This window comes from Acinetobacter sp. YH12218, from assembly GCF_013417925.1.
Classification (GTDB): Bacteria; Pseudomonadota; Gammaproteobacteria; order Pseudomonadales; family Moraxellaceae; genus Acinetobacter; species Acinetobacter amyesii.
This window is the reverse complement of record NZ_VPDB01000016.1, coordinates 1-18,235: the sequence shown is the minus strand read 5'-3', so window position 1 is coordinate 18,235 and position 18,235 is coordinate 1. Positions and strand designations below refer to the sequence as shown.

Sequence of the window (18,235 nt, the reverse complement as noted above, 5' to 3'; positions counted from 1 at the left end):
ACGTCCTTTTAAAATACCTTATATAGATGAAAAAAAATCATGAAAATTAAACAAGGCTTCTTCATTTTATTCTTGGGTTTGAACACAGTCGTTCATGCCCAAGAGGATTTATCCGTAAATAGTAACCGTGATGTCATTGAAAAAATGCCGCTCATCAGCCTGCAGCCCATGTTGGATTTTTGTCGTGATCGACAACCACAGATGAATACGGAATTAGATCAGGCTTATCAAGCTGCCAAGCTAAAATTAATTGCTGCGGTTCAGGCTGTCCGTTTTAAGGGTATAGAGCCATTAAAAGCAAAAGATGTTGATTTGCCAGTCGATGCACAATTTAAACAGCAGCTTCAAGGCATGTTAGAGGGCATGAGCAAATCATTACAGCCAGTAAATGCAGCGACGTTTTGTTCTGCATTTATTGAAAAATTAAAACATTTTGATCAAGCCCAATTTCAGCGTACAGTCGAATTACAATATCAGAAATATTTAGAGCAAGCTCAACCTAAAGAGTAGAGTGATTCAGCCTTGAATATCTATTTATTAACAATAAAAAATCAGCTATAATTTGCCCCAACTTGTTGTGCTTAGCTCTGGCGGTATCCGTCTCGGTGGGCCAAAAGAATGGTCTGTTATGGTGTTGGTCTGCTTTTTTAAGCCTTCCTTGTAGTGATGCAAGAGTGATCAATTGCGATGACAGCTAAACCTTCTTAAATCTTAGGAGTAATCGACGATGCGCGCCGATATTCACCCAAAATATGAAACTTTAGTTGCTACATGTTCATGCGGTAACGTAATTGAAACTCGTTCAGCTCTTGGTAAAGAAACTATTTACCTAGACGTATGTTCTGCTTGCCACCCATTCTACACTGGTAAACAGAAAAGCGTTGACACTGGCGGTCGTATCGACAAATTCAAACAACGTTTTGCTGGTATGTCACGTTCTATCAAACGTTAATATCCAAAACGAAAAAACGGGCTTTATGCCCGTTTTTTTTGTGCCGATAAAAAGATAAACCTTAAATCGGCAATGTTCAGAACCTTATTGGTCCTGAACATCGATGAGATGGTCGAGTTTCTTTTGGAAATAATCACCTTGAATAAAACGAGCTTCTACATTCCAAGCATTGGCAAACAGTGTCATGTCATTTAATTCACGTAGCATGATTTCAACAGTTTTGATTTCATGATAAGTGGTAATTTTTTCTTGCAGCTCTTGGCATGACTTGTCGTTTGCAAGCATTTGGGTCAAGCTTGAATCTAGTGTTAAGCAGTGAACATCCATTTGACGTAATAATGATTCACTAAACATCGAATGACCAAAATTACGTAAAGCCAGTTCGGCACCATTTTTACGAAGTTCAACAAATGCTTTTTGAGCGGCATCAATATTGAGCTGAATGTCTTCTTCTGCAAATTGTAAAATCAGTGGATTCTTCAATTTACTACGAATAATCGTAATGAGTTTTGAAATAAATTCAGGGAAGGTGCGGTCGTTATATAGCACTTCTTTGTTCAGGTTAACGATTAATTTAGCTTCAGGGAACTGAGTGATGAAGTTGTGTAGCTGTTTACACGATTCAACCAAGATCCATCGATCCAACTTAATGGATAGCTCTGAGTCTTCAGCTAACTCACGCAGTTGGGCGATATCTTTCCATTTATTTTCAAAAATAAAGCCGCTGGTTACTTCATAAGTATATAGATGTGAATCTTCTTTATCATATAGTTGTTGATATTTAAGATGAATTTCACCGCGTTCTAAGCAGTTGCGAAGCGCCTTGATAACAGGAGCTTCATCGCTAACGACAATCGGTGCAATTTGCGCTTCTGGTGTACCAAAATCCAAACTTGGAATATCAATTTCTAATGGAATCGTTAAATCGATTTCAGGTGCTTGTTGGTTGGTTGGTAGCGCAGTATTAAAGGCTTTTGCAACAAAGGTCTCAAAATGTGCTTCATCACGAATATCGCTGTCTAAAACACTGTATCCCATGCGTAAATTTAATGGATAAGTTTCATTATTTACACTGAGTAATTGAGGTTTGCTCAGAGTGTTAAGACCAATCAATTTAGACTCAAGTTTGAGCTGATTATCCGCTTGGAATAAGGCAACAATTGCACCATTGTCTAAACTAAATAATGGAGCATGAGTCTGATCTTTCAAGAAGTCTTTAATATTGGTGAAATAGCTCTTATAGGTATTCCAATCTTTTTGAAAAATCGCATCTGAGCAAGAAGCCAACGTAAATAGCACTAATGCATTTACATTGGCAGGTTGTTGGCCGATGGTACGGTTGAGTTGTTGAAAAGCTTTTGGTTTTTGTGGGCTGGCTTCAACTGGCGCGGTGCTTACAGCATTGCTGCTTTGACTGCCAATTTCAATTGCGAGCTGTAAAGCATCTTCTTCAGCCGCAGCAATAAATTCGAGTTTTAGTGGGTTTTGCCCAGCCACTGCGATATTTTGCGAAACAATATCAAAACGTCCTAAATCGAGCTGCCCTTGGCTAATTTTTTTAAAGCGTTGTTTAAAGTCGTTGAGGTCAGTAGGTTGTAATAGATCAAGTAAAGGCAGACCAATTACATCATCTTCATTTTTTAGACCAAACAAAGTGAGATATTCAGCATTGGCTTGAATATGAATGCCTTCTTGAATCACGGCAACCGCTTTACGACTATCTTCAACTAAAGACTGGGTTTGGATTTGAGCTGTTTCGAGCTCTTCCATTAAATGTTGCTGCGATTGTTGTAGGCGACTAAAGGATAAAGCACGGATTAAACCAAAATAGAAACTCTCAGGTTCAGCAATATCGACAATGTCATAAATCCCTTTTTTGACTAAACTTGCATATTGTTCTGCTTGATAGTCTTCGGGTTTAAGTAAAATAATCGGTAAATTCGGTTGGCTCGATAGTTGAACTAAACTTAAAGCTTGTTCATATTTTAAATCATAAGCACGTCCAAAAATGATCAAGTCCCAATTGAGATTCAGCTGTTTTTCGAAATTTTGTAAATCATCAAGTAATATGGCATGAACTTGATGTTCGCTGTCTGTCAATAAATCACGTATCTGGTTAAAACGTATTTGATTATCATCAATAATGAGTAATCGAGTTTCCGTACGTTTTAGTTTTTTGGATAGTAATGGATTTCTCACTTTAATGCTTCCCATAAGTCGTTATTTTTGATCTCATTGCTCTGTTTCGCAATATAGTCTTTAACGACATTTTCTTGCTCTTCATTCAATAATTCATATTCAAAGCGAATAAAGCTTTGTGTCACCAACTGCGCTTTGGTGAGATAGACTTTGATGTCTTCTTTGCCTAAGCGAAGGTGGATCGTTTGTTTCTCTCGGAAGAGATTTGCCCCAGGTAAAATTAAGGTCGTAGACACTTGATCAAGTTGTGTGGTCTGTACCAATAAAGCAGGTTGATGATTTGTTGTATTGCGGTCGGTACGAATATGGGCTGAACATGGATACAAATCTTGAGCCAGTACTTCGAGACCCAATTCCAAACTTTTTTCAGTCGATTGTTTGATCCAGCGAACAACACCGCCACGCCATTGGCTTTGAGCATTTTCTTGGATCAAAATAAATTCGCCGGTTTTTAAATTGGCTGGGGTAGGGCCAGTCCATTTAATGCGATAACCATTCACACTAATATCTAATACGTCAGCAGTATGAATCTGTTTTGCTTCACGATCTAGCGCTTTCGCATTAGTCATGCCTGTTGGCATATTTGAATCATGCGAATTGACAAAAGAGGCTTCATTGTGGAATTGATAATTGCCTTCCAAATCTAAAGTTTCGTGGAAGTTTTTACCTTTAGAGAGATAGAAATGCGCTACCATTAAGCTAAAGCAAATATTAATTTGCGCAGAATATTCATAACGTTCATGACGGCGTTCAGTGTTGTTGGTCAAAATATTATGAATATGGAAATATAGCGCTGGAGTTAAAAATAACTTTTCATTTTTAGATAAATAATTGGCATTTCTAGTTTGCGTTTCGGTCAAATGATCGAGCAAGTTTTGCGTTGAAATGTATACATTGGCTTGATAAGACCGATCTTGTTTTGAGTTATAAATCGGTGGGTGATCTTTTTTCGTGTCTACAATATAGCGTGAAAGCGTGGTTTCTTTCGGTAGGATTTGAACCAATTTTGCCCAGTCAAAGCTACATAAATACAAACCTTGGATTTCAGCAGGGCGAATCTGATGATTATTGAAAATATCTAATAAGATTAATTGTGCATAAGCTTGAGCAATATTTGCAATTTGATGTTGAGTACCCAGTAACTGATTGACATTACTTTGATAGAAATTGTGTTCAATGGCACATTCAATCAGTTGATGTGCCGCAATCCATTGACCCGCCGTCGGTGTGGCATACAACATGTGTTGTTGATACAACAACAGTGTCAGTTGTTGCAACGCATAGTAGATTGATGCAATTCGAGCGGTTTGTAAGCTTTTTTTATGGCCGAATGAAAAGATCGAAAACTTTTGTTGATTGAGCTGCTGATTACATCGTTTGGCAATATCAATATAGATTTTGGCAAAGTGACTGCGTAAAAGCATTGCCAATTCAATGATTTGGTCATTACGATCCGTGGTAATGAGGCTTTGATTGGTAAAGTGTTTTTCTAAGCTCGTGAGCACACTTTCCATGGTTGGATGTAAAATTTGAACCAAATCAAAACGTAGCATCTCTTGGCATTTCAGCTCGGAGATTTCAAGTAAGGCATTGAATAAAGCTTTAGATGAGGTACCCAATTGTAAAATTGAAATACCGTTTAACCACTCTTGTAGACCTTTAGTATTGGTCGGACAAAAGCTTAATTTATCCAGCTTTAATTCAGTCGGATTGTAAAACGTATCTGAAGTATGCGTGGTCATCTTTATTATTTAACTCAAAAAGTTGAAGCCCCAAAAAGCGGTGTCTTGTTTTTTTCGCCCGCTATTTCCCGTACAAGTTTAGGAACCAAATAACCTGGTAGGTTCTCTAAAACTTTTTTATAAATTAAATCAATATCCTGAGCTGGTGTATCAAAATGATGAGCACCTTTTACTTTATCCAGAACATGTAAATAATATGGCATTACACCTGCGTCGAATAAGCGGTAACTTAAATCGACCAATACATCTGCAGAATCATTAACCCCTTTTAATAAGACTGCTTGGTTCAGCACGGTGATTCCTTGTTTGACAAGCTGTTGAAGCTGGCTACACGTGAAGTCATCTAGCTCTGATGCATGATTTGAGTGTACCACTAGAATAATGCGTAGCCTACTGTTTTTTAAAATAGAAACCAGCTCTTCATCGACACGGTTGGGGATTACGATAGGAACTCGTGAATGAATTCTCAAAAATTTAATTTGTGGCAAAGTCGATAAACGTTCAATCCACACTTGAAGTTTACGATTTGATAGTGTGAGCGGGTCTCCACCACTTAAAATCACTTCATTAATATCGGATTGTTGTTCGATATATTGCTTAATGTTTGCCCAATCGTCATTTTTAGGCAGGTTTTCTTGGTAGGGAAAATGTCGGCGGAAACAATAACGGCAATGGACCGCGCAGGCGCCGGTTAAGGTCAGTAAAAATCGAGACTTGTACTTATGTAATACACCAGGCTGTTGGTTGGCTTGTTCTTCACCTAATGGGTCGGTAACAAAACCGGCGTGTTCTTCAAGTTCCAAATGATGCGGTAGGACTTGGAGTAAAAGCGGATCGAGCGGATTACCTTTTTGCATTTTTTCGACAAAAGCGCGCGGCACGCGTAGGCGAAACTCATCTGCTGCGAACTGAGGACCTGATAATAACTGATCATGCGAAAGTTCTAATACATCGAGTAATTCTTGAGGATTTGTAATCAAATCACTCAATTGAGTTTGCCAGTTTTGCTCTTGAAATAAATAGTTTATCATGCCGATTGTTTAAAAATGCAGAAAGGTGAGTGGGGGAATATTGCTGAAATTAATGCGTCGAACTTTGAAGTGTAAGCTGAAATAATTCCGATAAAGCTCACAACGGATGAAGCCTACGAAACATTTATTAAGTTTCAGTCAACAGCAATTTTACCTGTTTGTGGGCATTGTATAAACAAAGTTCTTTAATGTCTGAGTGTAAGTTAAGCAGCTTGACCCCTTTAATGGGGATTTTTTCGTTGCGACATGGTGCATTGGTCATTTAGAATACGCAATATCACATTAATGTGCATGTGGCAGCCAATGTTACAGTCAGTACTTGCTAAATGACATGTTACAGCCCATAGCATCTATAGATTAAAGTTAGTAAGTTTGGAGTGAGCCAGTCATGGCCTATTATTCTACGAATGATTTCAAGTCAGGCCTTAAGGTCATGCTTGACGGTAACCCATGTTCAATCATGGAAAACGAATACGTAAAACCAGGTAAAGGCCAAGCTTTTAACCGCGTAAAATTACGTAACCTTAAAACTGGTAAAGTTTTAGAAAAAACTTTCAAATCTGGTGATTCACTAGAAGCTGCTGACATCCAAGAAGTTGAAATGAACTACTTGTATAACGACGGTGAAATGTGGAACTTCATGGATCCAGAATCTTTCGAACAAATCGCTGCTGATAAAGTTGCTATGGGCGACGCGGCTAAATGGTTGAAAGATGACTCAAATGAACTTTGCACAATCATGCTTTGGAACGGTGTTCCTTTAACTGTGAGCGCGCCAAACTTCGTTGTATTAAAAATCGTTGAAACTGATCCAGGTGTACGTGGTGATACTTCAGGCGGTGGCGGTAAACCGGCTAAGCTTGAAACTGGTGCAGTTGTACGTGTTCCATTATTCGTACAGCAAGAAGAAAGCGTTCGTGTAGACACCCGTACTGGTGACTATTTAGAACGTGCATAATGGTTTAAAAATAGACTATTATCGAAAGGGATGAAGTGATTCATCCCTTTTTTTATACCTATTGGTTTAAATTTTTATGCCAAAGTATTAGATGAAAAAGCCCATAACAGGAGTAGAGTTTCAAGGGAAGAAACAGCAGTACCTCGAACAAGAAAAATCAAGCTGATTTATTTCAACATTTATGAGGGATTGAGATGGAAACCATTCAACCGAAGTCAGGAATGGCTTCAAAGATTATCTGGCTGTTTGTAGCCATTTTAGGTGCCGTTTCATTCGGTATACTAGCACTCAGTCGAGGCGAGCATGTCAATGCAGTTTGGCTGATCCTTGCAGCAATCTGTGTGTATAGCATTGCGTATCGTTTTTATAGTTTATTTATTGCCAATAAAGTCTTTGAACTGAATGAGCGACGTTTAACGCCTGCCCATCGCTTAGCTGACGGATTGGATTATGTACCGACCAATAAAAGCGTTCTATTTGGTCACCACTTTGCTGCGATTGCAGGTGCTGGCCCTTTAGTTGGACCGATCCTTGCTGCGCAAATGGGTTATTTGCCGGGAACAATTTGGCTCTTGGTGGGTGTTGTACTGGCTGGTGCGGTTCAAGACTTTTTAGTCTTATTCATCTCGACGCGTCGTGATGGTCGTTCACTCGGTGAAATGGCAAAACAAGAACTAGGTTCTTTTGCTGGAATCATCGTGATGCTTGGTGCACTTGGCGTGATGATCATCATTCTTGCGGTACTTGCTTTGGTTGTTGTAAAAGCGTTGACCAACAGTCCGTGGGGTGTTTTCAGTATCGCTGCAACAGTGCCGATTGCGATTTTCATGGGTATCTACATGCGCTTTATCCGTCCGGGTAAAATTGCAGAAGTGTCGATCATTGGTTTTGTACTGATGATGGCTGGGATTATCTATGGTGGCGACATTGCACAGCATCCGTACTGGGGGCCATTCTTTACACTTTCAGGTACTGAATTAACTTGGTGGTTGATTGGTTATGGTTTCGTGGCATCAGTATTACCTGTTTGGTTACTGCTTGCACCACGTGATTACCTATCTACCTTCTTGAAAATTGGTGTTATTGCAGGTTTAGCAATCGGGATCATGTTTGCTTTACCTGAGATGAAAATGCCAGCGGTAACGCATTTTATTGATGGTACAGGTCCTGTATTTGCAGGCTCAATGTTCCCATTCTTGTTTATTACCATTGCCTGTGGTGCAATTTCAGGTTTCCATGCGCTCGTTTCTTCAGGAACGACACCGAAGCTTGTGAATAATGAAAAAGATATTCGCATGATCGGTTATGGCGGCATGTTGATGGAATCTTTTGTTGCGATCATGGCTTTGGTCTGTGCAACGATTCTTGAACCTGGTGTGTATTTTGCGATTAATGCGCCAGCAGCGGTGATTGGTACAACGGTTGAATCTGCTGCGGAAGCAGTACGTACATTAGGCTTCGTGGTAACACCTGAAGCATTGACCTTACTTGCACAAGAAGTGGGTGAAAACTCGATTCTGTCTCGTACAGGGGGGGCGCCAACATTTGCGATTGGTATGGCTCACATTATTACGGAAATTTTCAATAACCGTTCAATGATGGCGTTCTGGTATCACTTTGCGATTTTATTTGAAGCACTCTTCATTTTAACTGCTGTGGATGCAGGTACGCGTGCATGTCGTTTCATGGTGCAAGATACAGTGGGTATCGTAGTTCCTGCGGTTAAAAACTCACATAATTTCTTCGGAAATCTGTTAGGTACAGCGGTGGCTGTTGCAGGTTGGGGCTTCTTCGTTTACCAAGGTGTTGTGGATCCACTCGGCGGTATTAATAGCTTATGGCCGCTATTTGGTATTGGTAACCAAATTCTCGCTGCGATGGCTTTGATCTTGGGTACAGTGATTTTATTCAAGATGAAAAAACAAAAGTATGTTTGGGTAACGATTATCCCAACAGTATTCTTGTTTATTACTTCAATGACCGCTGGTTGGCAGAAGATTTTCCACGAAAATCCAAAGATTGGTTTCTTGGCTCAAGCAGATCGTTTTAATGCAGCAATTGCGAAAAATGAATTGTTGGCACCTGCGAAAACCATGGCTGAAATGCATACGGTTGCATTGTCGAATCAAATCAATGCCGGTCTTTGTGCATTCTTTATGATTGTGGCATTTGTGATGTTATTTGCAGCGATTGGTGTGGTGCGTCGTGCTTTGGCAAATCCAAATCCATCGGTGAATGAAGCAGAAGCGATTTACCGTGACCCAGCTGAAATTAATCCGTCGAATTCAGCACATTAATAGGGGAATATGAATGAACCTGAAGTTTGCAAAAAGTGGAAAAACGGTGATTTATAAAATCATTAAAATGACCATTATGTCGCAGAAGGATCTAATTCTGAACCCGAAAAATTGGTCACGTATTGCGACGTTGTGGCAACGTTTACAGCAAAGCTTCCGCCTGATGGTGGGTGTGCCAGATTACCAAAACTATTTGGAACATATGGCAAAACATCATCCTGATTTGGAAGCGATGGATGCAAAAACATTTTATCGTCACTGTGTAGATGCACGTTATCCATCAGCTGGTGGTGACATGAAGAAGTGTCCTTGCTAATGCTTTGACTTGTGCTAAAAATCCAATAAAAAAGCGTTCTTCGGGACGCTTTTTTATTGCTGAATTGTGATCAGTCGAAGCGAAAACAACGCTTTTGTATACTCAATAAATATCAAGCGTATGTATTTAAAGTATTGAACTGGGTATGGCTTGGAGATAAACACTGTATTTTTAAATAAAACCCTGTATGTTAGTCATTCATTTAACTTTTTTATTGGGGAATAAAAGGTGTTTTGGGGATCAGAGAAAAGCCAACAAAATAATACATCAACGCTTTTAAGTGAGCAGAGCCTTGCGCCTTTTTACCCGAAAATAAATACATTCCTCGAACAAATTAACCAAATTATTTTGGATAAAAACCAGCAAACCAAATTGGCTTTAGCTTGTCTATTGGCTGGTGGGCATGTGCTATTTGAAGACTTACCTGGTTTAGGAAAAACGACATTATCTAGCGCCTTGTCACATTTAGCGGGATTAAAGTTTCAACGGATTCAATTTACCAATGACATGCTGGCCAGCGATGTGATTGGGGTAAATATGTTTAATCAAAAAGAACATCATTTTGAGTTTAAATCTGGGCCGATTTTTACCCAAATTTTATTGGCAGATGAAATCAACCGTTGTAGTCCAAAGACCCAAAGTGCTTTATTGGAAGCGATGGAAGAGGGGTATGTGACGGTTGATGGTGTGCGCTATGCTTTGCCTCAACCATTTTGGGTGATTGCGACACAAAACCCTTTATTTCAAAGTGGTACTTATGCCTTACCTGAGTCCCAGTTGGACCGGTTTTTAATGCGTTTGTCTTTAGGTTATCCATCGCGTCAGGCAGAGAAATTATTGCTCCAACAAACTTCACGCCATGATCTGATTGCGGCATTAGCACATATCTTTAATGAAGCAGAAATTTTACAACTACAAGGGTTTGTCGAGCAGATACATCTGAGTGATCGTTTAATGGATTACATTTTGGATCTTGCTGCTGAGACACGTAAGGGGAGACATGGTCTTTCTACTCGTGGTGTTTTAGCCTTAAAGAAAGCTGCGCAAGCCTATGCGCTGATTGAGCAGCGAAATTATGTGAATCCTGACGATGTACAAGCCGTTTTTACAGCTGTGGTATCTCATCGAATTGGGTTGTCAGATCTTGAAGCCTTTAAGCTTTTAGAACAAGTTTCGATCCAATAAAGGAGTTGAACCTTGGCTTCAATGTGGCAGCAATGGATTGAACGTCGATTTAAAATCGATCAGCACAAGCAGCTGACTCAAAAAGATGTCTTGATCTTTATCTATCAGCAAGGCTACTTGTATTTGGTATTAATTTTCATCACTTTTATTGCAGGTGTGAATTATGCCAATAATTTGATTTTAGGCTTTTGCTTTTTAATTAGCGCCGTATTGAGTATTAGTTTCTATATTACTTTTAAGCAGCTTCATGCGTTGCAGATTCAAATAAATGTTGTTGATATCCCGCAAGCTGGGGAATTACTTTCGGTTGAAATTTACTTTAAGCAAGATGCTGAACAGGCGAGATATTTGTGGATTAAAACGGAAAATCAGCTACATAAAATATTAGTCAATGAGCAACAGCACTGTTTCCAGTTAAATTTTACAACCAGCCAACGCGGTGTTTTTCAGATTCCACCCATACAAATTTATAGTGTTTATCCCTTTGGTTTAGTTCGGGCCTGGACGTATTTGTATGCACAGCAACCTGCGTGGGTTGCGCCACAAGCCAGTTTGCATTCCGTTGAAAATAAGCAACAACAGCAAAATTTTGAACCTGATTTTGATGAATTTCGGGAATTACGCAGTTTTCAGGCGGGGGATTCACTTCATGCGGTGTCATGGAAACAAGCAGCACGTGGACAAGGCTTATATGTCAAAGTCTTTGAACAATATGAAGATCTAAAGAAATTGGAGATTCATTATCACCATATGCCAGCTCAAAGTCATGAAGAAAAACTTAGCCTTATGATGGGTTTGGTCGAGCAGGCTGAGCAAAATCACGATCAATATGCACTGTATTTACCTAATGCTGAGTTAGCATCAGGCACTGGAGCACTGCATTTTTCCGAAGCTAAACGGTTATTGGCGCAGGCTTGATTTATGATTGAAAATACCATACGCCGCTCCATACTACTCACTTTAGCTTTGGTGCTCATTGCGCAAATGCTTTATATACCAGTGGTGACATCATTAGTATTTTTAGTCATTTGGCTTATTTTATTACTCAATACCCGCGCCAGTAAAAAACCATTTTCTAAAATTTTAACCTATGTGCTGACATTGACAGCATTATTTAGCATTTATATAAGCCATAAAACCTTTATTGGTGTTGATGCAGGGGTTGCAGTACTCAGTACATTTTTATTTGCTAAATCTTTAGAAACAAAAACACGTCGTGATGTGATTATTTTATTTAACTTTGCGATGTTTGTGATTGCCAGTAGCTTTTTGTTTAGCCAGTCTTTTGCCATGGCATTGGTTATTTTATTGGCGTTGTTGAGCTGTTTTATTGGATTATACCGTTTACAGACCGTTGGTTTTAGCCAAAACTCAGGCGGTGAAGTACAAGCGATTAAACAAGATATTGGGCATGTGGGAAAATTTATTGCCCTAGCTGTTCCATTCTTTATCTTATTGTTTCTCTTTTTTCCACGCCTCCCGCCGCTATGGCACATTCCTATTCCTGAAAATAAAGCCACAACGGGGATCAGTGACAGCATGTCTCCGGGCGATATTGCTGAGTTATCACAGTCGAGTAGTTTGGCTTTTCGTATAATCGGTGATATCCAAGCCTTGCCACCACGTACAGAGCTGTATTGGCGGGCGATGGCATTAGATGAATATGATGGTGCTAAATGGACCAGTCATTTTTTTAACCAGAACGTTATACAGCTGAATCCAGCCGAGTTAAAACCCAAACGGACATTGAATTATCAATATTTGGCTGCCGACCCAAGTGTGATGTGGATTATGTCGTTGGAGCAATCCGTTCCCAATGAAGCACGTTTTGCTTTAGGTCAAGATGGTCGAATTACACCCTACCGATTATCAGCACGTACGGAGCCGATTCAACTGAAATGGTTAGGAAGTGCAGAGCCGCCACAAATAAAAAATGTGACTTTACTTGAAAAATTAAACACACGTTATGTTGAAAACTTGGATGTTCAATCACAACAATTGGCCCAAACTTTATGGCAGCAAAGTCATCAAAATCCTGAGCGTTATATTGCAGAAGTTTTGCAATGGTATAAACAAAATCGCTTTGCATATACCTTAAGCCCAGGTGTATTGGGGCAAAATCGGATAGATGATTTTTTATTCGGATCAAGACAGGGCTTTTGCGAACATTTTGCTTCGAGCTTTGCAATGTTGATGCGCTATGTGGGTGTTCCATCGCGTATTGTCGTGGGATATCAAGGTGGTCAATTAGCACCAGATGGAAAAAGTTGGGAAGTTCGTCAACTTGATGCACATGCGTGGACAGAGGTTTATGTCAATCAACATTGGCGTCGAATTGATCCTACAGCCATGATCGCACCTCAGCGTATCGATGGTGGGATGCAGGATTATATGGAACAAGATCGGACAATTTTTGGGAGCCAGCAGTCTACTTGGGCCTATCAACAATTTTCGATGTTGAAAAAAGTCCGTGTATGGAGTGATTATGCGAGTTACCAATGGCAAAGCAAAGTGGTGGGCTATAATGCTCAATCTCAACAACAATGGTTTAAAAAGCTAGGTACAAATTCTGCTTATGCAGGTGTTTTAATTCTTATTTTGAGTATTGGTGGCATTGTAGCATTATATTTTATATGGATTTTGCGGAAAAAAAGAAAAAGTTTAAGCCCGCTTGAAAGAGAAATTACCAATTTCGCAAAGAATTTACCCTTGAGCCAGCAAAAATTGACTTCTGAAAGTTTTCGGCATTGGTTACAACGTTTGGCAGAAAATGTACCTGAACATGAAAGGCGTTCATTTGAACAAGCTATTAGGTTATTTGAGCAGGAAATTTACGTAGGTACTCCGCTAAGTTCTCAAGATATTCAATGTTTTAAGTTATTGCTTAAAACTTGTACGCAAAGTTTAAAAAAGTCAGAAAAGGGCTTGTCATAAAAAATAAAAATGAATATGATTCTACGCATTCTAGGTTTATAGCTCAGTTGGTTAGAGCGCTACGTTGACATCGTAGAGGTCACCAGTTCGAATCTGGTTAAACCTACCAATATTCAAACTATATGTTATAAGGGTTTTAAGCTAAAACAACAGCTTAAAGCCCTTTTTTTATGCCCACAAAAAAATTATAGCTTAACCGTACTTACTGCAAAATCGCTATTTATGCCGATTATGTAGTTAGATTTACGTCAAGAATTTTAGAATTTACGTCATGAAATTAGTGCAACCTCGCAATCGCGGTGCAACGTTTTATAATGAAATTATGATCAATGGTAGCCGTAGAAATATTGGCAAAGGTCACGGGACATAAAATATTCGATATATTGATAAATACGTATTACACCCGACGGCTATCTGTAATAGCCAAAATGTTGAATATTAAATAGAATAGTCCCCATTGAATGGGGCTTTTTTAAGAATGAAAATATCAGATCTTTCTGTTTTATCGATAGTCTCAATTGTTCTGGGAATAGAAAAATCACCTAGCTATAGAAGTGGTCCAGCTCTTGTAGAGCTATTTAATGCCGTTGAGTTTCGGGACGATTATTGGTTTTTAAATGCTCAGGGGCTTTTTGGCGCAAGAAAAGATTTTGCCAAAAAGAAACTTTTAGAAATAAACGGAAGTAACCAATTAAGAAACTTGATTGAAATTTTAGTGGATGAAAGAGAGAACAACGCTTCGGAAGAAACAGCGAAAGAGTTAAACAAAATTTTGAAATATGATAAATATGAATTGGTCAGGAATGCAGACGGTATTTATAAGATTTCTGGTGCAGATCTTCCTGAAAGTGTTTCAGTTATTCCAGTTTTTGAAGATATTGAAAAGCAAGTGATAGAGCAAATCCGTTCAGCAAAGTATTCCATTTGGGTCGCTGTGGCATGGATAACGTCTCGTCCAATTGCAGAGGCACTATATAAACAACATAAAAAAGGTGTAAATGTTCGAATAGTGGTAAATGATGATGAGTTAACAAACAGCAAAGGGGGGGAAATAGAAAAGTCAGAAATAGAATATTATAAAATAGCTCCTCTAAATGGGGGTTTTAAAAATTTAATGCATCATAAATTTTGCATCATAGATCTAAAAAAAGTTATTACTGGTTCTTTTAATTGGACAGTCAAAGCTTCATTTAATAATGAAAATATAGCTGTGATAGAGCAAAGAGAGCAAGCAGAAAAATTTGCAGATGAATTTATTAAACTTATCGAAGATTTACCTAGAAAATAACTAAAAAGGACACTAAGCCATTTTTTTAAAGTTTCCGTCTAGCGTCGCGCTTTGCCACACTAGTACACGGAAGCCTTTTAGCTATGTACTTTCATCTGCAACCACTTTGTTGAATTTCCAATTGCTACCAAGGTATTCAATGAGCCATAGCAAGTTTTCATAATTGATTGTGTCCACGTGGGCTTTTTGGCGAAGTGTGGTTTCACGTTCTTTAGGCGTTCCGATAATTGCAATGACCTTAAGCTTTTCTACGTGCTGCTATTTCTTTGCTTCATCTGGCCAAGCACTTGCCGTAACTCGTAAAGGAGCAGTTACCAAAGCAGGGCCCAGTTCAAGCACTTCGAGAATTTCTAAAGCGGTTATCGGCAGCTTAGAAATATCACAAAGGTACTGCCTACAACTCCCAATCTATTTCCTCACAAATTAGTAAATTCTCAAACATAAAAAAGCCCTAACAAGAATTAGGGCTAATCTATGCAAGCTTTGAGTTTAATTTTTAAACAGCTTCCGCTTCTAAAATTTCGAAGTCATGGGTAATTTCTACACCACCATCCATCAGCATTTTACTAGCAGAACAGTATTTTTCAGCAGAAAGTTCAACCGCTTTTGCAACTTGCTTTTCCTTCACGCCATGACCAGTGACTACAAAGTGCAAATGAATTTTAGTGAATACAGCAGGAATAGTGTCGGCACGTTCTGCATTTAATTCACAACGAACATCGGTAATGTCTTGGCGTGCTTTCTTTAAAATCGTCACAATATCGAAAGATGCACAACCACCAAGTCCTGTTAAAATCAGTTCCATTGGGCGCGGACCACGGTTTTCACCGCCATATTCTTGTGATCCATCCATCATAACAGTGTGACCACTTTGAGTTTTTGCTTCAAAAGCAACATTCTCTAGCCAATGAACACTAGTTTGCATTGCAAGTCCCTAAAAAAAGCTATAAATTTACGCAGTACCTGTACACTAACATAAATTGAGTTGATAAGGAATTTCAACTCTTACGTGTGACAAGTTCACTTTAGGTCTTGTGCGATCTATAAATTATCCATATTCGGAAACTGTTAGCATGACTTCAAACTTTTCACAACTTAGCACAGATGCGCTATCTCCGGGGCAGTTACCTGAGTCGGTGAAGGCATTATTAAAACGTGCATATATCAATCGTTACCCAAAACGTACAACAATCGTTGATGCGGGCTCAGAATCTAAATCTTTGTATTTAATTCTTAAGGGTTCAGTATCTATCATTTTACGCGAAGATGATGAGCGTGAAATTGTGGTTGCGTACTTAAATGCGGGTGACTTTTTTGGGGAAATGGGTCTATTCGAAGCAAATGCACAGCGTACTGCAGAAGTGCGTACGCGTGATGTATGTGAAATTGCTGAGATTACCTATGAAAACTTTCATGAATTAAGCAAACAATACCCAGACTTAAGTTATGCGGTATTTGCACAGCTTGTACGTCGTCTTAAAAATACGACACGGAAAGTCACTGACCTTGCGTTTATTGACGTGTCAGGTCGTATTGCACGTTGCTTAATTGATTTATCTTCACAACCTGAAGCAATGATTTTGCCAAATGGTCGTCAGATTCGTATTACTCGTCAAGAGATTGGTCGTATCGTGGGTTGTTCCCGTGAAATGGTTGGTCGTGTTCTAAAAACACTTGAAGAACAAGGCATGATTGAAACTGATGGTAAAGCGATTCTAATTTTTGATGCATCGCTTGAAGATAAAAGCCAATTGGCTTCAGATGATTTCGACGACGAAGAATAATCATTCTTCTAAATCAAAAAAAGCAAACTCAGGGGTTTGCTTTTTTTATGTCTATTCATTTCTCACTATTATATCTGAACAAGCTTTTCTCACATTTTTTGACAAGTAAACAGAAAATTATGATTTAAACAAAGCCGATATCTTAGGTAAGCTACTTCGTGACTTATATATTGATATTTAAAATAAAGAGGGAATTTGTGGCATGCAATTTAAACCATTGGCCCATACCGGAATTTTAGTTCCAGAAATTTGTTTAGGCACTATGACGTTTGGTGAACAAAACACCCAAGCAGAAGCTTTCGAGCAACTGGATTATGCTTTAGAGCGTGGTCTTAACTTTTGGGATACTGCAGAAATGTATCCTGTCCCACCAAAACCTGAAACCCAAGGTTCAACTGAAACTATTATTGGTAACTGGATTGCAGCTCGCGGTGGACGTGATAAATTAATCTTAGCTTCAAAAATTGCAGGGCCGTCACAAGGCGGTAGTCATATTCGTGACGGGCAAACTAAATTTATTGCTTCGGAAATTGAGTCTGCACTGGATCATTCTCTTCAGCGCTTACAAACAGATTATCTTGACTTATACCAGTTGCATTGGCCGCAACGTCCAACCAACTTTTTCGGTAAATTGGGTTATGGCAATGCCGAAGCAAACAGTACGCAAACTATTACCAATTTAGAAGAAACATTAGTTGCTTTAAGTCATGAGGTTAAAAAAGGTCGAATTCGCTCAATTGGACTATCTAATGAAACGCCATGGGGAACGTTAAAATTCCTACAACTTGCAGAAAAGCATGGTTTAGAAAAAATTGTCAGTGTGCAAAATCCATATAGTTTGTTGAATCGTACTTATGAAATCGGTTTATCTGAAATTGCACACTACGAAGGCGTGGGCTTATTGGCATATTCACCTTTAGCATTTGGTTATCTAACAGGTAAATTCCGTCATGGTGCACGTCCTGCCAATGCTCGAGTGACACTATTTTCACGCTTCAGCCGCTATTCAAATGCGGAGAGTGAATGGGCAACAGAACAATATGCACAATTGGCTGAACAGTATGGTTTAACGTTGACACAGTTAGCACTAGCATTTATTAAGCAGCAATTTTTTGTCACCAGTACAATTATTGGTGCGACAAATCTAGATCAGTTGAAAGAAAATATTGATGCTTTTGAGGTGAATTTATCAGAAGACATTTTAAAAGGGATTGAAGCTATTCATCGCCAACAGCCAAATCCTGCACCTTAAGCTGAACTTTTTAGTGGATTAAGCAAAAGCCTGCATGTAAATGTGGGCTTTTTTGACATTTGTATTATTTAAGCAAATGGAAAATCATTGAATTTTATTGTCAGAAAGTCAGTTGAGTTGACAAGAAAATTGCCTAAAAATACATATGTATTTAAACAATATAATAAAGTACTCTGTACACGACAAATTTCATAGGATCCTTGTCCTATCAGGCTTTTTCTTTCTTAAAATTGCTAGCACTTTCTTAAATTCTTCTTTTTTTCCAAAACCAATCAAACGTAGAATAGCCATTTGAAC

The 18,235-nt window shown here is 38.8% G+C and carries 15 protein-coding genes, 1 tRNA gene and 1 pseudogene; 12 read left to right on the top strand and 5 right to left on the bottom strand.

Features of this window, described 5'->3' with window-relative positions:
• Positions 1-39: 39 nt before the first annotated feature.
• Both FTV03_RS06570 and rpmE read left to right on the top strand, forming a co-directional pair.
• Positions 40-510 (top strand): hypothetical protein, encoded by a 471-nt coding sequence (locus tag FTV03_RS06570; protein ID WP_180040607.1) that lies wholly within the window; start codon positions 40-42, stop codon positions 508-510.
• A gap of 217 nt (positions 511-727) precedes the next feature.
• Positions 728-952, top strand: coding sequence for a 50S ribosomal protein L31 (gene rpmE, locus FTV03_RS06565; RefSeq protein WP_078190165.1), 225 nt, complete (start codon positions 728-730; stop codon positions 950-952).
• Positions 953-1,036: 84 nt separating this feature from the next.
• On the opposite strand, the gene FTV03_RS06560 is transcribed toward rpmE, so the two are convergent.
• The 3 genes from FTV03_RS06560 to epmB are packed head-to-tail and all read right to left on the bottom strand — an operon-like array spanning position 1,037 to position 5,924.
• Complete coding sequence (locus FTV03_RS06560) at positions 1,037-3,166, bottom strand: EAL domain-containing protein (RefSeq protein WP_180040605.1); 2,130 nt, start codon at positions 3,164-3,166, stop codon at positions 1,037-1,039.
• Positions 3,148-4,893, bottom strand: a complete 1,746-nt coding sequence (locus FTV03_RS06555; RefSeq protein ID WP_180040603.1) for a GTPase — start codon at positions 4,891-4,893, stop codon at positions 3,148-3,150. The genes FTV03_RS06560 and FTV03_RS06555 overlap by 19 nt, the downstream gene beginning before the upstream one ends.
• Positions 4,894-4,907: 14 nt before the next feature.
• Positions 4,908-5,924, bottom strand: coding sequence for an EF-P beta-lysylation protein EpmB (gene epmB, locus FTV03_RS06550; RefSeq protein ID WP_180040601.1), 1,017 nt, complete (start codon positions 5,922-5,924; stop codon positions 4,908-4,910).
• A gap of 388 nt (positions 5,925-6,312) precedes the next feature.
• On the opposite strand from epmB, the gene efp reads away from it, so the two are divergent.
• The 8 genes from efp (at position 6,313) to FTV03_RS06510 (ending at position 14,902) form a co-directional block, all read left to right on the top strand.
• On the top strand, positions 6,313-6,882 hold the full coding sequence (gene efp, locus FTV03_RS06545; RefSeq protein ID WP_067762759.1) for an elongation factor P: 570 nt from the start codon (positions 6,313-6,315) through the stop codon (positions 6,880-6,882).
• A 194-nt stretch (positions 6,883-7,076) separates the two neighbouring features.
• Positions 7,077-9,179, top strand: coding sequence for a carbon starvation CstA family protein (locus FTV03_RS06540; RefSeq protein ID WP_078190161.1), 2,103 nt, complete (start codon positions 7,077-7,079; stop codon positions 9,177-9,179).
• 13 nt (positions 9,180-9,192) lie between these two features.
• A complete protein-coding gene (locus FTV03_RS06535; protein WP_078190160.1) occupies positions 9,193-9,495 on the top strand; it encodes a YbdD/YjiX family protein in 303 nt (100 codons plus the stop codon).
• Positions 9,496-9,723: 228 nt separating this feature from the next.
• Complete coding sequence (locus FTV03_RS06530) at positions 9,724-10,680, top strand: MoxR family ATPase (RefSeq protein WP_180004888.1); 957 nt, start codon at positions 9,724-9,726, stop codon at positions 10,678-10,680.
• Positions 10,681-10,692: 12 nt separating this feature from the next.
• Entirely contained in the window at positions 10,693-11,598 is a 906-nt protein-coding gene (locus tag FTV03_RS06525; RefSeq protein ID WP_180040599.1) for a DUF58 domain-containing protein, read from the top strand.
• Between the two features lie 3 nt (positions 11,599-11,601).
• Positions 11,602-13,614, top strand: coding sequence for a DUF3488 and transglutaminase-like domain-containing protein (locus FTV03_RS06520; protein ID WP_180040597.1), 2,013 nt, complete (start codon positions 11,602-11,604; stop codon positions 13,612-13,614).
• Positions 13,615-13,646: 32 nt separating this feature from the next.
• Positions 13,647-13,723 (top strand) — tRNA-Val (locus tag FTV03_RS06515).
• Between the two features lie 369 nt (positions 13,724-14,092).
• Positions 14,093-14,902: a phospholipase D-like domain-containing protein gene (locus tag FTV03_RS06510; RefSeq protein WP_180040595.1), complete on the top strand. Its 810-nt coding sequence runs from the start codon at positions 14,093-14,095 to the stop codon at positions 14,900-14,902.
• An 84-nt stretch (positions 14,903-14,986) separates the two neighbouring features.
• On the opposite strand, the pseudogene FTV03_RS17925 reads toward FTV03_RS06510, so the two are convergent.
• Both FTV03_RS17925 and FTV03_RS06505 read right to left on the bottom strand, forming a co-directional pair.
• Positions 14,987-15,265, bottom strand: a pseudogene (locus FTV03_RS17925) (ATP-dependent helicase); the annotation flags it as partial.
• A 133-nt stretch (positions 15,266-15,398) separates the two neighbouring features.
• Positions 15,399-15,827 carry an OsmC family protein gene (locus FTV03_RS06505; RefSeq protein ID WP_180040593.1) on the bottom strand — a complete coding sequence of 143 codons (429 nt, stop codon included), beginning with the start codon at positions 15,825-15,827 and terminating at the stop codon, positions 15,399-15,401.
• A 148-nt stretch (positions 15,828-15,975) separates the two neighbouring features.
• Here FTV03_RS06505 and crp point away from each other — a divergent pair, with 148 nt between their 5' ends.
• Positions 15,976-16,686, top strand: a complete 711-nt coding sequence (crp, locus tag FTV03_RS06500; protein ID WP_180040591.1) for a cAMP-activated global transcriptional regulator CRP — start codon at positions 15,976-15,978, stop codon at positions 16,684-16,686.
• Between the two features lie 202 nt (positions 16,687-16,888).
• The gene (locus tag FTV03_RS06495; RefSeq protein ID WP_180040589.1) at positions 16,889-17,938 is read left to right on the top strand and encodes an NADP(H)-dependent aldo-keto reductase; all 1,050 of its coding nucleotides are present in this window, start codon (positions 16,889-16,891) and stop codon (positions 17,936-17,938) included.
• Positions 17,939-18,235 lie beyond the last annotated feature (297 nt).